The organism is Thiothrix sp. UBA5583 (genome assembly GCA_002425225.1).
Classification (GTDB): Bacteria; Pseudomonadota; Gammaproteobacteria; order Thiotrichales; family Thiotrichaceae; genus Thiothrix; species Thiothrix moscowensis.
The window spans coordinates 40,731-53,145 of sequence record DILV01000015.1; the positions used below are offsets into that span (position 1 = coordinate 40,731).

Here is a 12,415-nt window from a genome sequence, read left to right on the forward strand (position 1 = left end):
TGATCCGTACACGCAATTACTTGTTCAGCTCGCTCAGGAATGTCTTACCCTGGCGTTCCAGTTCCAGTGCCCAAGGGGATATGTGGCGTTTTTCACGCGGGTTATCCACCTGATTACGGGTCGGGCTAAAGAACACACCCGGCGCGTGTAACAACTTGCTGATCGGGAAAATGATCATCAGGATGGCGACCAGCAACAGATGCACCAACACAATCGGGTCAGCAGGCAAAGCACCTTCTGCACCAAAGAAACCGAAGGTCAACATGCCGCCAAAGAATGCTTTTACCTGAGTTACGTCAGCGTGGGAAACAAAGCTCATCATCAAGCCGCTCATGCCAATACCAATCAGCAGTGCCAACATCAAATGGTCAGATGGCGCGGAAATGTAACGCACGCGGTCAACCAGAAAACGACGCGCCCACAAGCCAGCCAACCCCAGCACCATCGTAATGCCTGCGTATCGGCCGAATGGCTGCATGAAAGTCAGGATTGACCCCATTTCCATGAAATAACGGGTATGACGGATCAATACCAGCCACAAAGAGATGTGAAACAGGAATGCAAACAGCCATAAAACCTTGTTGGAACGGAACAGGCTCTGGAAAAAAACCACTTCCTTGAACATGCGCCACACCACCCCACCTTGAGTCACAGGTGCTGGTGTAGTCGGAATTTTCAATGGGGCTGGTGTGTTCCAGTATTGGCGGATTTTCATCCCTACACCAATAACAAGGATCAATGTTGCCGCCCAGAACAACAGTCCGTAAAGGATACTTACGAATGTCACTGCGTACTCCTGGTTCCTAGATTCTCTCTTCTGAAAGGTTCTACCCCTCACCCCCCTGCCCCCTCTCCCTCAAGGGGCGAGGGGGAGCAAGAAGGTTTTTCTCTTAGCCTTTCTTCCCTTGAGGGAGAGAGGTTGGGGTGAGTGGTAAACTCTTTGAGAAGAGGCTCCGGCAAGCCGGAGCATTCTTCGTAATGCCTTATACGCAACCAGTCGGCTTAGGCAGACCAGCATATTTACATGCTTGCTTGCCAGGGCCGTATGGGAACAGGCTGTACAGGTACTTGGAGTTACCCTTGTCAGCACCCAGACGCTTGCCAACTGCTTTGGTCAAAACGCGCACGGCTGGAGCGATTTGATACTCTTCATAGTATTCACGCAGGAAATTCAGGATTTCCCAGTGTTCGCTAGTCAAAGTCACGTCTTCTGCGTTAGCCAGTGCTTCTGCAACTTCTGGAGTCCAGTCGCTCAGGTTTTCCAGATAGCCTTCTTCGTCCAGCGCGATGGATTTACCGCCTACTTCCAGTGCCATGATGGCCTCCTGTTAAAAAATGTTTAAAACTTATAACCAGCTTTGGGTAGTGTCATTGTTGGCAGTCAGGTCAACAAAACCTGCATAGTCAACGATAGTTACCCCTTCCATGGCTTTGCCTTCCAAGCCGCGTGCTGCGAGATCAGGCCCCAGCACATACACAGACTTGTCAGCCATCGCCGCCTTTACTTTACCAGAAAAGCTCGACCCAGCGACTGCACCGACCACGGCATCTTCAATCATCAGGATCGCATCACCTGCACTGGCGTGAGCCAGACAGCTATCAAAAGCCACACGTTCAAACGGGGACTTGTTGACAATATGTAACATAGCCATTTATCAATTCCTCCGCTTAGAAACTCAGGATCACTTCTTGCTCAGCCATCATGGCAGCCATTTCCTCGCGGTTGACCAGAATGATGGAAGGCTTTTCAGCGTAATCGTCGTCGGCGTCTTCGTAAGTCAGTTCCATCAGGTCATCAACCGTCAGGCCACGTTCTGCCAAAGACTCGGTGGAGACATACAGCTTGGTAATGTCATAGTCACCCAGGGCACGGTAAGTCGGCGAGAAGTTTTTCATGCCGATACCTTTGCTGTTCTGCCCTTTGGTGATCTGGTAAACACCGTCATCAATGAAGGCCAGGCTGACGTTTTGCTCGAATGCAGCGGAAATCAGTACAACTTCCAGTGACTCCAGCGCGTAAACAGTGCCGTAAGGAGCTTTGCGGTTTACGAACAGAAAATTCTTGGTAGACATCGCAGTTCTCCTTAATCGCCAAATACGACCAGACGGTCAGACTGGATACCACCTTCCACCAACTGACCCAGACCGGAAATGCGGAAACCGGGGGCAATGTTGTTGGCGTCCAGACCCTGACGCTTGGCTTCGTCTGCATCCATGATGCCGCGACGTTGTGCCGCTGCAATACAGATGACCAAATCCAGACCGTGCTTTTCGGCCAGCTCTGTCCAGGCTTTCTGGATCAGGCGGTCGTCAGCCGGTGGGACTGTCAGGCGCGTACCGTTGTTGACACCATCGTGGTAGAAGAAGACACGAAAGATTTCGTGTCCCTTCTCCAGCGCGGCACGGGTGAACTGAAGGGCGGAATCAGCAGCTTGGTGCTGATAAGGGCCTTCGTTAACCAGAATTGTGTATTTCATTCCGTCGATTCCTCGTGCCGTTCCGATCAGAAGCGGATGTGCGTTGAAGAGTTCAGGTTCGCACGCGCACCACGCCAGTTGTCGATGTGGTACTTGGTGAATGGCAAACCAGTGACTTCAAAGAAACGCGGCCAGCCGATACGCTCAACCCATTCGTTGATACGTTCCCAGTCTTTTGCACCTTCCTTGTAGCAAGCCAAGATCTTTTTAACGATCGCAGTCGCTTCAGGCCAGCGTGGTGGGTTGTTCGGGATACCCGCAGCAACCAGACGCTGGAAGGTAGGCTTGCCACGCGCATTGGAGTGATTACCACCGATCCAGATAGCCAGTTGAGTGTACTGGTGGTCGTTGATCTGCATAGGTGGGCATGGTGGGTAGCAAGCACCGCAGCAAATGCACTTCTTCTCGTCAACTTCCAAGGAAGGTTTACCGTCAACCATCGCAGGGCGGATCGCCGCTACTGGGCAACGAGCTACAACGGAAGGACGTTCGCACACGTTACCCACCAGCGCGTGGTTGATTTTCGGTGGTTTGACGTGCTGGACGTTGATTGCGATGTCACCTTGACCGCCGCAGTTGATCTGGCAGCAGGAAGTGGTGATATGCACGCGGTTAGGCATGTTCCAGGCTTTGAACTCAGGCAGCAGCTCATCCATCATCGCCTTTACAACGCCGGAAGCGTCAGTACCAGGGATGTCACAGTGCAACCAGCCTTGAGTGTGGGACAGTGAAGTAACCGAGTTACGTGTACCACCAACAGGGAAACCAGCATCTTCCAGTGCTTTTACCAAAGGCTCGACTTGCGCTTCGGTAGCAACCTGAAATTCGATGTTGGAACGGATAGTGAAGTGAACATAGCCGTCACCGTAAGTATCACCGATGTCCATCAGCTTGCGCAGGGTGAACACGTCGAGGATACGCTGCGTACCGGCACGAACAGTCCAGATTTTTTCGCCAGTCTTGGAAACGTGAACCAATACGCCTGGGCGTGGGTCTTCATGATATGCCCACAGACCGTAGTTACGGCGCATTACAGGGTGCATGTACTGGAAACCGTCCGGGCATCCAGATTCAATAGGATCGCGCATTTCTGGTGCGGCCATTGCAAAGCCTCCGTCAGAGAATAACTTTATAAAATATCGTAAAAATCCGGGCTGACAGGGCGGTTAATCCACCCTGCCCGCGAATGCGACTACGCAGCTTTTTCTTCACGCTTGCGGTTGAACCAAGCTTCAGCAGCTTCATCCCAACCATCAGTACGCACGTAAGAAACGTTACGTGGCTGCTTGATCATGTTCGGATCTGGATCAATCTCAATGCCTTCCAGGAAGTTCACCAGACCGATACGCTCAATCATTTCACCGCAACGCTCGTGTTCCAGACCATTTTCAGCCCAGAAGTCGATAATGGTTTGTGCCAGCTCGACAATGCGCTCGTAATCTTCTTCGGTATCCAGCTTCATGAACGGAATAACCACCGTACCCATCAGGTCGCCGATTTTCAGGGTACGCTTACCACCGATCAGGATGGTAACGCCCTTGTCATCACCCACTTGCAGTGCTTTTGGCATGACGTTCAGGCAGTGCATACAACGCACACAGTTGCTATTGTCAACCGTGATGGTGTCGTCGTCGTTCAGCTTGATAGCCTGGGTTGGGCAACGGCTGATAACATTGTCAAACATGTATTGGCGGCCTGCGGAACGATCACCTTCTTTGCCAATTTCCTTGGCTTTCTTCATGATCATTTCTTTAACGGCCTCCTGGTTGACCTTCATGTCGTCGCGCCAGGTACCAATCACAGCGAAGTCGGAACGCTCAATCGCGTTCTGGCAGTCGTTCGGGCAGCCGGAAACCTTGAATTTGAACTTGTAAGGCAGTGCCGGACGATGCACGTCATCAGTGAAGTTGTTCAGCAAACGGCGGTGAATGGCGTGTTCGTTGCAGTTGGACATTTCGCAACGCGCTGCACCGACGCAAGACATGCCTGTACGCACGCACGGGCCAGCACCACCCAAGTCCCAACCGTATTCATTGATTTCATCAAAGAAATGTTGGTAGTTGACGCTGTTCGCACCGATGAACATGATGTTGCCGGTCTGACCGTGGAAAGTTTGCAGACCTGAACCCCACTTTTCCCAGCTATCCGCCAATTGGCGCAGCATGGAAGTGGTGTAGTAGTTGCCCGCTGGTGGCTGTACACGCAGGGTGTGGAATTCCTTGGATTCAGGGAACATGTGACCGACTTCGGAGAAGCGTGGAATGATGCCGCCGCCGTAACCGAAGACAGAGATAGTACCGCCCTTCCAGTAACCCATTTTGGTTTCGTAAGAGTGCTCCAACTGCCCCATCAGACCGTTGATGACGGTACGGATGCGCTCATCTGGATGCTCATCACGCAGTTTCTTGAAGCCGCTGATGAAGCTAGGCCATGGGCCTTCTTCCAGGACATCCAGCATCGGCGTTGGATAAAGTTTCGTTGCCATACCTGCCTCCTCAGTAAACGTATACGATGGCTTTCATTCCTGGCTGTGCTCTACATAAACCGCCAACCAGGCTGAATCAGTAAAAATTGCAGAACTTGGGTTGCTCAAGTTAAGAGTGTGCTAAGTGTATGCGTGCCCTCTAATACATAGAATCTCACCCATGGGGTGCTACCGAAAATCCAGTATATCTCCAAGGGGATAGGCCATCAGCATAATCAAAAACTGCTCTCTCTTAACGGTACAATAGCATATTCTGATTTTTTAATATTTCAAATAGGCAAACCTTTCATCAGGAATTGGATAGGCAGCAACCATGAACACTTCCCCTTTCAACATCAATGAGCTGGATAGTTATCTGACATGGCGCAGCAGCAAACTGTCCCCCTATCCATTGAATGCTGACACCCTGTTTACCCTGATTGCCGACCCGGCACATCCGAGCGTGGCAGAACTGGTCAGCTTGCAACAGACTTGCCGCCAATACAATCTAGCGTTGTACCGTTTCCAGCAAGGCGACCTGCGCAGCAAACGCCATGTTCACCAACTGGCAAAACAGCTTGGCCTTACCCACATTGACAGCAATCTGTGTGCCGATGAAGACAGCCTCACCTCATTGCACGTCACCAGCCATGCTGGGCAGCACGATTACATTCCGTACACCACCAAGCAACTGAGCTGGCATACGGATGGCTATTACAACCTGCCCGCAGAACAAATCCACGGCATGTTGCTGCATTGCGCCCAACCCGCACAAGCAGGCGGTGAAAGCTGGCTGATGGATCATGAAATTGCCTACATCCTGTTACGTGATGCCAACCCTGCCTATATCCATGCCCTGATGCACCCCAATGCATTTACCATCCCTGCCAATGTGCTAAATGGTGAAATGGTGCGCCCGGAACAATCCGGCCCGGTATTCAGCGTGGCAGCGGATGGGCACTTGCACATGCGCTATTCTGCCCGCCAGCGCAATGTCATCTGGCGTGATGACCCGCTCACCCATGCAGCCGCGCAATTCCTATTGAATTTATGGCAACAGGACTCACCTTACAAAATACGCTACACCTTGCAGGCAGGCGAAGGTCTGGTGTGCAATAACATCCTGCACTGCCGCACAGCCTTTGTGGACAGTGATGAACCCGCCCAGAAACGCCTGTTGTACCGTGGGCGCTATTATGACCGGGTAAGCAATACCGATAGGGAGGAGATAGCATGTTAAGTTTGAGCCAGATTCTGATGGCAGAAGGTGAATCCATCAGTTCCTTTGACGAGTTGAAAACCATCGTGCAACAACGTGCACTGGAAACCGGCTCGATTTTTTTCCAGATTGACATCGAGCCACCCGGCTACAAAGATCGCCCGGAAGACTGGTACGACCAACTGGAAATTGCGTTTTCATCCGCGAGGTAAGCCATGTTCTGGCAAGAAGACGAAGACAAAACCTTGCCCTGGCAAGCACCGGATGACGTGCTGGATGTGAGTTTTGCCATCCAGTGCAAAAAACTCCCACTGGATCATGCCTGGGCATTGTCACAAGCGGTGCAGCAAGCCCTGCCCTGGTTTACCGACGAACCTGCCGCAGGTGTGCACACCATCCACGTCGCCGAAAGCGGTAACGGCTGGGAACGCCCTGACGACCACACCAACCAGTTCCTGCTGCCGTCGCGCCGTACCCGCATGATGTTGCGTATCCCCAAACAACGGCTGGCAGACGCTCAACACCTGTGCGGCACAACACTGGATATTGATGGTTACGCCCTAAGCGTGGGTGAAGCAAAGGAAAAGGTTCTGCTGAACGCATCCGTGATTTTTGCCCGCTACGTCTTGTCGGATACTGGCGAAACCGAGCCGGAATTCCTCCAGCGCATGGCTACCGAAATACGCCGCATTGCCGATTTCAAGGTTAAAAAGATGATGTGTGGCAAAAGCTATACCCTGCACACTCCACAAGGTGACTTGCACACCCGTCACCTGATGATTGCCGACCTTGACAACGACCCATCGGTAAAATTGCAGCAATACGGCTTAGGCGGTGGGCGCAAACTCGGTTGTGGCCTGTTCATGCCCCACAAAGGCATCAAAACCCTGAAACCCACCGAGTGATTACCCCTCACCCCCAGCCCCTCTCCCTCAAGGGGAGAGGGGAGAAAACCCAACGTATCCCTTTTGAGGAATAGGAGGGGTGTAACGATTACGTATAATTTTCCGGTCAAGAATTTCATCGAATGGCAACATTCACTAGTTATGAGGAATTGAACATGGCTTACGAAGTAAACGGCAAAACCATCGAAGCGACCGAAGCTGGCTATCTGGTTGACCTGAATGACTGGAACGAGGAAGTTGCCCAAGTCATCGCCAACGAAGAAGGCATTGGTGAACTGACTGAAAAACATTGGGACGTACTCAACTACCTGCGTGACCAATACATCAACAATGGCGGCAACCAGCCAATGGAACGCATTATTCAGAAAGCGATGGCTGAACAATGGGGTGATAAAAAGCTGAGCAGCAAGGACATGTACAACCTGTTCCCACGCGCCCCCAGCAAGCAAGGTCTGAAAGTTGCTGGCCTGCCAGCCACCAACCGCAAAGGCGGCTACTAATTCCTACCCGAAAGGGGGTATTCCCCCTTTCACCCTAACCCGTTTATCCTGCCAACAGGATTTTGGTTTTATCTAGAGAGGCATCGGACATGAGCAGAAAGCAAGAGCTGATTAGCGAAATGCTGGACATGCAAAAGAAATTCATCGCATACGAACAGTCTGGGGAATTCAACGCAGAAGATTACTACGTTGGAGAGTGGAAAGCCTACCGTGAGCGCTACCAGGAACTGGCTACAGAAGTTCGTGAAATTGCTTCTACAGAAGCCAATTTCTGGAAATAAGCGTAACAACCGCAAGCATCACAGTTTGTCGTTACAGGAAAAGCCGCCTGCGAAGTGCGGCTTTTTTCTTACCTATCGTATCAACGCCCCGCTGAACGCAGCTTTTCAACCCTTGCCCAGACTTTTCCACCTGCTTCTACCTGAACTTCATGCAGCAGGACAGTATCTCCTAGTTGGAAACCACCCATAACACGCTTGCCATGTAGGGTTTCATACAAGCCGTGAATGGTCTGCGTGCGATAACTGCGTCCCAATTCCGGCAAACCGGACTTGGGGGGAATATGCAGTTTCTGCCCATACCAGCCGTAATCCCGCAACTCGCCGATATACACCCACGCGACCACCCCTACGGGTGTTGGTGCACCACCATACGGTTTCTCTGGTGCAGTGGTTTCTGACTCGTCCGGTAAGGCTACTGGAGCAGCAACAACATCAGGTACAGAAACGGGAATTGCTGGCAATTCCGATTGATTGGCAAGCGCAGTTGGGTCTGTTCCAACATCAACCACTACTACTGGCGCTGGTTTGCTGGCGGCGACTGGCTTACTGGTTTTTTTCTCTTCCGATTTTTTATCAACAACCTTTTCCGTCACTTGGGGCTTCTTCTCTACTACGGCTTCTGGTTTGACAGGAGAAATGGCAGCAACGGCAACAGGTTCAGCGACATCAGCCTGGGTAGTTGCCTGTGAGGGCGGCTGAAAACTTTCCCCAGCACGCATCATGTCATGGGTAGCAGGCACTGCCAAAGCAGCATGGAGAGGAACAGGAGCAGGACTTGGCATACTCCGGTCTACCAACACTGGCTGTACTTCAACCTCAACCGCCGGAGCATCGGCAACAGAAGCAGGCTTAACTGTGGATGGAGCAGAGGCTACGGGAGAACTACCGACCGAATTTTGTTCAATATCGCTTAAACGATTGTAGAAATACCCCAAACCAGCCAATGTCCCGGCCTGTAAACCAGCGATAGGTATCCAGAACATGGCGTGTTTCGCAAAAGGCGTCGACCACCAAGGTGTCCTTTTGACCACGAGTTGTGCCATGTGAAAGCTCCTTGTATCCATAGCGGAAATCCGAGAGACATTTTCTCTGTAAAAACGCAGATTTTCCAAGAAGCATTCAGATAAAAAAAGAGGTTTTCCTGCCTAATGGCGGGTATCTATCAAACTTCGCTCCACATCCGCAGCAAATTGATATGGACGGTACTGATATTGGCAGCTTCATCTGATTGTGGCAGTTTGGTCATGACGCCTTCGCGGGCTTTGGCTAACTGGTACAACAATTCGCGGCGCTGCGGGTCTTTCACCAGACTTTGCGCCCACGTTACCGCCACCATGCGAATCCCTCGGGTCACTTCTGCCACTTTGTGCCAACTACCGGAATCGTACACCACCGCGTCACCAGCTTCCCCACGAATTTTCTCTTCCCCGTAAGCAGTACGGATGACGATCTCCCCACCGTCATAATCGTCATTAAGGAACACAGTAGTCGAAACATCGGTACGGTAGCGCCCGGACATTGGCCCCATCACCGGATCATCCACGTGGAAGCCATACGTCATGCCCGGTAAATAGCGGGCGTAAAACGCGGTGGCTACCCGCAAAGGCAATACGGCAGCCTGGTATTCCGGGTGTTGCACCAGTGGCGACATCACCAGTGCATTCAAACGGCGATGCAAGGGGCTTTCCGGGGCAAGTTCCTGATTGTATTTGACCTTGGCAGCTTCCATTCCGGCGGAAAAGCGCCCGTCAACAAACTCCCCATTGGCGAGCAGGGCTTGCACTTCCTGAATACGCTGCGGGTCAAGCACGTTTTTGATGAGTAACAGCATGGCATTTCCTTTCAGGGCTGGAATCGGGTAATCTGCCCGCGAAACAGACAGCATAGGTCGCAAGAGTGATGCAATTACGGATACAAATCAACGACACCACACGTGATATTGACGTACCCCAATTTGTACTGGACGAGGCGGACGATTTTTTCACGCAAATGGATCGGGACATGGATCGCGGCTACCAGATGAGCCGCTTGTGGGTGGACAACCCTGATCAGGAGCAGCGTTGCCAGATTGTTGCCGATAAAATCCTCACGGCACTTTCCAACGGCAATCAGAAAAGTGGCACACTGATGGCGGCTTACATCCTCAAACGGATGCCGCACATCCGCGAAATCCACCTCAATACCGAAGGGGATATAAGCGGGCACGACCTGCTTTAATAACGCACAGCGGGCGTTTCAATCTTCAAACCGTTGGAACGCGACATGATGTATGCCCCCAACAGCTTGCTTTCTTCGGCATCGGGGGCAAATGGCTCTGCCCGCATCAGGGTCAGACACTGTTTGATGCGCAGGTCGACATTTGCCATTTCCCCGGTATCCAGCCGGTAAGCAGGGAAACCATTGCCCTGCCCTTGGCTGATTTTCTGCCCCCGGATAAATTGCCCCGGATAGCTGTCATGGCAGTGGGCGCACGACATGTCAATCAAGCCGAAGCGGACTTTATAGAGGTCTTCGCCTTTTTTCAGCAAGCCAGCCATTTCACCATCGGTTTGCACATTGACTGGCTCACCCACTGCCAAATGGCGTACAAAGGTTTCCAGTGCCAGCAATTCTTTGGAATACGCCGGGAATGGCTTTTCACCCGACTGTTTTTCACGGCAGATATTGATGCGGTCATCCAAACGTACAATACCACCCAATGCCTTGTCGTAAATGGGGTAGCGGGCAAGGCTTTTTACCTCCAGCTTTTTGCCGTCATCACCGTGGCAACTACCGCAGGATTTACCAGAAGCAGGCTTGCTAGCGAACAACTCGCGCCCTTGCTCCACCGCAATGAAACCGGGGTTCTGGAATTCATCGTCCTGCATGGCACGGGTTTCTTCCTTGACGAATTCGTAACCGGATTTGGCAGGTTTGGGGGCATCTGCCCACGCTACACCAGCCATGACCAGCAAACTGAGGGCGAGGTGATATTTCATTTCAGCGTCCCCAAATAAGCGATAACATCTTCCACATCCTGCGCGGCAAGGAATGTCCGACCTTCATAGCCTTTGCCGGGGCGATTGATCAGGCTGGGGTCACGGTAGAAACCCGGCATGATCGAATTGGGGTTGAGATGGCGAGAATCCACCACCCGTAGCCGCAATTGTGCTTCCGATAACCGATTGGCAATGCCTGACAACGGCGGAGCAATCGTGCCGTAGGCTTCCACACCTTTAATAGGCAGTTCGTGACAGGCCAAGCAATTCCCCTTGGCAGCATCCGAGACGAGCTTTTCGCCACGCACAGCGTCACCTTTCAGCCCACACAGGGGGGATGGAATGGAATAATTGGTCATCTCCCATTTGCAGTACGCTTCCGGCGGTGGCGGGACACCTTCTGGCTCAGCCGCTGACGCAGAAGCACTAACAAATAGCAGGAATATCAGGGTGGTTACAGTTTTCATCCACTCATTCTAGGCAATATTCACTGCTACAAGTTGATATAAATCACAAAGGTTTGATCTAATCAAAAAGTCATCAATTACGCGAAAATCACCCACGTGGTGGCGATGTATTTTGCCCCTGACTTGACGATTCCGGCGCGGTGTTCGTGCGTCCAAAACGGTGGGAACAAGATCAGCTTGCCTTTTTTCGGCTGCACACTGAGGTTCTGGAACAGGAAATCGGTCGTACCACCAGCTTCCACCGGCACATCATTCAAATACCACAATGCCACCAACTGGCGCTCGGCGAATTGGTGGCTGCCACCGTCGATGTGCCAATGGTAATACTCACCCGGCTGGTAGCGTTGCAGGTTATACCCCATGTCCTTGAACGCGCCTTTGAAATACGGGTAGGTTTCACGGAATTCGCGTAACGCCAACGCCAGCGAACGGTGCAGGTTGTTGTCCACATCCTTCCAGTGTGGTTTGTCATCACCGCTGACGAAAATGTCGGTGGTTTTCTTCACGTTCTGATTGAAACCCGTGTCCTGCCCCAAACGCCCGGCATACTGGTCAGCGATATTCTGCTCGAAACGCGCCACCATGTTGTCGCACAGGAAACCGGGGATAGCGTCTTTTTTCTCAAAAATAAAGGAATTGGGCGCAAGTTCGTGCAAGGTTTGCAGCGGTGGGCGTGAGTCAGTCATGGTGCTTGCCTGTGCTTGTAGGGTAAGCAGGCAGTATAAGCAAGGGCTAATGGGTTGTCATTATCCCCACCCTTACACCCCTGCCAGATATGGGCAAAGGCATTGCTATAAAAGCCCTATTGTAACTACAATCAATGCAATCAAGACAATGCAAGCGAGGAACAGGCTAAACGCACAACACCTTGGAGATAGCCCATGACCGACTTGAGCCAAATCACAGACCGCGAACTAGTGCTGGAAATCTACCGCCGCATCAAGGGCGAAGACGAAATGAGCGTCTACCGCAATTACTGTTACCGTGCCGTGTTTCGCCCTATCGTGTATGCTTTTGACAAAATCAACGCCAACGAATCCAATATCCGTATGTATCAAATGCCGGACTGGAAGAAAATTGAAGACGAACGTGACAAGGCATTGGAGCATTTCCCCGATTAACCA

The 12,415-nt window shown here is 51.8% G+C and carries 19 protein-coding genes; 7 read left to right on the forward strand and 12 right to left on the reverse strand.

Going from position 1 to position 12,415, the window contains the following annotated elements; translation table 11 throughout:
* Positions 1-16 precede the first annotated feature (16 nt).
* From B2U47_RS04820 to dsrA, 7 genes are all read right to left on the reverse strand, one after another.
* Positions 17-787, reverse strand: a complete 771-nt coding sequence (locus B2U47_RS04820) for a respiratory nitrate reductase subunit gamma (protein WP_296681468.1) — start codon at positions 785-787, stop codon at positions 17-19.
* Positions 788-983: 196 nt separating this feature from the next.
* The gene (locus B2U47_RS04825; protein WP_296681470.1) at positions 984-1,316 is read right to left on the reverse strand and encodes a TusE/DsrC/DsvC family sulfur relay protein; all 333 of its coding nucleotides are present in this window, start codon (positions 1,314-1,316) and stop codon (positions 984-986) included.
* A gap of 30 nt (positions 1,317-1,346) precedes the next feature.
* On the reverse strand, positions 1,347-1,652 hold the full coding sequence (gene tusB / locus B2U47_RS04830; RefSeq protein ID WP_296681471.1) for a sulfurtransferase complex subunit TusB: 306 nt from the start codon (positions 1,650-1,652) through the stop codon (positions 1,347-1,349).
* A gap of 16 nt (positions 1,653-1,668) precedes the next feature.
* A complete protein-coding gene (tusC, locus tag B2U47_RS04835) occupies positions 1,669-2,073 on the reverse strand; it encodes a sulfurtransferase complex subunit TusC (protein ID WP_296681474.1) in 405 nt (134 codons plus the stop codon).
* An 11-nt stretch (positions 2,074-2,084) separates the two neighbouring features.
* Positions 2,085-2,477: a sulfurtransferase complex subunit TusD gene (gene tusD / locus B2U47_RS04840; RefSeq protein WP_296681476.1), complete on the reverse strand. Its 393-nt coding sequence runs from the start codon at positions 2,475-2,477 to the stop codon at positions 2,085-2,087.
* A gap of 26 nt (positions 2,478-2,503) precedes the next feature.
* Complete coding sequence (dsrB, locus tag B2U47_RS04845; protein WP_296681478.1) at positions 2,504-3,580, reverse strand: dissimilatory-type sulfite reductase subunit beta; 1,077 nt, start codon at positions 3,578-3,580, stop codon at positions 2,504-2,506.
* 89 nt (positions 3,581-3,669) lie between these two features.
* Entirely contained in the window at positions 3,670-4,962 is a 1,293-nt protein-coding gene (dsrA, locus tag B2U47_RS04850) for a dissimilatory-type sulfite reductase subunit alpha (protein WP_296681480.1), read from the reverse strand.
* 313 nt (positions 4,963-5,275) lie between these two features.
* Between dsrA and B2U47_RS04855 the strand changes: the two genes are divergently transcribed.
* From B2U47_RS04855 to B2U47_RS04875, 5 genes are all read left to right on the forward strand, one after another.
* The gene (locus B2U47_RS04855; protein ID WP_296681482.1) at positions 5,276-6,181 is read left to right on the forward strand and encodes a TauD/TfdA family dioxygenase; all 906 of its coding nucleotides are present in this window, start codon (positions 5,276-5,278) and stop codon (positions 6,179-6,181) included.
* On the forward strand, positions 6,175-6,372 hold the full coding sequence (locus tag B2U47_RS04860) for a hypothetical protein (protein WP_296681484.1): 198 nt from the start codon (positions 6,175-6,177) through the stop codon (positions 6,370-6,372). The genes B2U47_RS04855 and B2U47_RS04860 overlap by 7 nt, the downstream gene beginning before the upstream one ends.
* Positions 6,373-6,375: 3 nt before the next feature.
* Positions 6,376-7,065: a type I-MYXAN CRISPR-associated protein Cas6/Cmx6 gene (cas6, locus tag B2U47_RS04865; RefSeq protein WP_296681486.1), complete on the forward strand. Its 690-nt coding sequence runs from the start codon at positions 6,376-6,378 to the stop codon at positions 7,063-7,065.
* Positions 7,066-7,220: 155 nt separating this feature from the next.
* On the forward strand, positions 7,221-7,565 hold the full coding sequence (locus tag B2U47_RS04870; protein WP_296681488.1) for a TusE/DsrC/DsvC family sulfur relay protein: 345 nt from the start codon (positions 7,221-7,223) through the stop codon (positions 7,563-7,565).
* An 89-nt stretch (positions 7,566-7,654) separates the two neighbouring features.
* Entirely contained in the window at positions 7,655-7,846 is a 192-nt protein-coding gene (locus B2U47_RS04875; RefSeq protein WP_296681489.1) for a hypothetical protein, read from the forward strand.
* A gap of 80 nt (positions 7,847-7,926) precedes the next feature.
* On the opposite strand, the gene B2U47_RS04880 is transcribed toward B2U47_RS04875, so the two are convergent.
* Together B2U47_RS04880 and B2U47_RS04885 are read right to left on the reverse strand one after the other, a co-directional pair.
* Positions 7,927-8,889 carry a hypothetical protein gene (locus B2U47_RS04880; protein WP_296681491.1) on the reverse strand — a complete coding sequence of 321 codons (963 nt, stop codon included), beginning with the start codon at positions 8,887-8,889 and terminating at the stop codon, positions 7,927-7,929.
* 119 nt (positions 8,890-9,008) lie between these two features.
* A complete protein-coding gene (locus B2U47_RS04885; RefSeq protein ID WP_296681492.1) occupies positions 9,009-9,677 on the reverse strand; it encodes a Fe2+-dependent dioxygenase in 669 nt (222 codons plus the stop codon).
* Positions 9,678-9,745: 68 nt separating this feature from the next.
* On the opposite strand from B2U47_RS04885, the gene B2U47_RS04890 reads away from it, so the two are divergent.
* Entirely contained in the window at positions 9,746-10,063 is a 318-nt protein-coding gene (locus B2U47_RS04890) for a hypothetical protein (protein WP_296681493.1), read from the forward strand.
* Here B2U47_RS04890 and soxA read toward each other — a convergent pair.
* From soxA to B2U47_RS04905, 3 genes are all read right to left on the reverse strand, one after another.
* Positions 10,060-10,824, reverse strand: a complete 765-nt coding sequence (soxA, locus tag B2U47_RS04895) for a sulfur oxidation c-type cytochrome SoxA (protein WP_296681495.1) — start codon at positions 10,822-10,824, stop codon at positions 10,060-10,062. The two genes, B2U47_RS04890 and soxA, sit on opposite strands and share 4 nt — an antisense overlap.
* Positions 10,821-11,291 (reverse strand): sulfur oxidation c-type cytochrome SoxX, encoded by a 471-nt coding sequence (soxX, locus tag B2U47_RS04900; protein WP_296681496.1) that lies wholly within the window; start codon positions 11,289-11,291, stop codon positions 10,821-10,823. The genes soxA and soxX overlap by 4 nt, the downstream gene beginning before the upstream one ends.
* A gap of 77 nt (positions 11,292-11,368) precedes the next feature.
* Positions 11,369-11,977, reverse strand: coding sequence for a 2OG-Fe(II) oxygenase family protein (locus B2U47_RS04905; protein ID WP_296681498.1), 609 nt, complete (start codon positions 11,975-11,977; stop codon positions 11,369-11,371).
* A gap of 195 nt (positions 11,978-12,172) precedes the next feature.
* Between B2U47_RS04905 and B2U47_RS04910 the strand changes: the two genes are divergently transcribed.
* Positions 12,173-12,412 (forward strand): hypothetical protein, encoded by a 240-nt coding sequence (locus tag B2U47_RS04910; protein WP_296681499.1) that lies wholly within the window; start codon positions 12,173-12,175, stop codon positions 12,410-12,412.
* Positions 12,413-12,415: the final 3 nt, after the last annotated feature.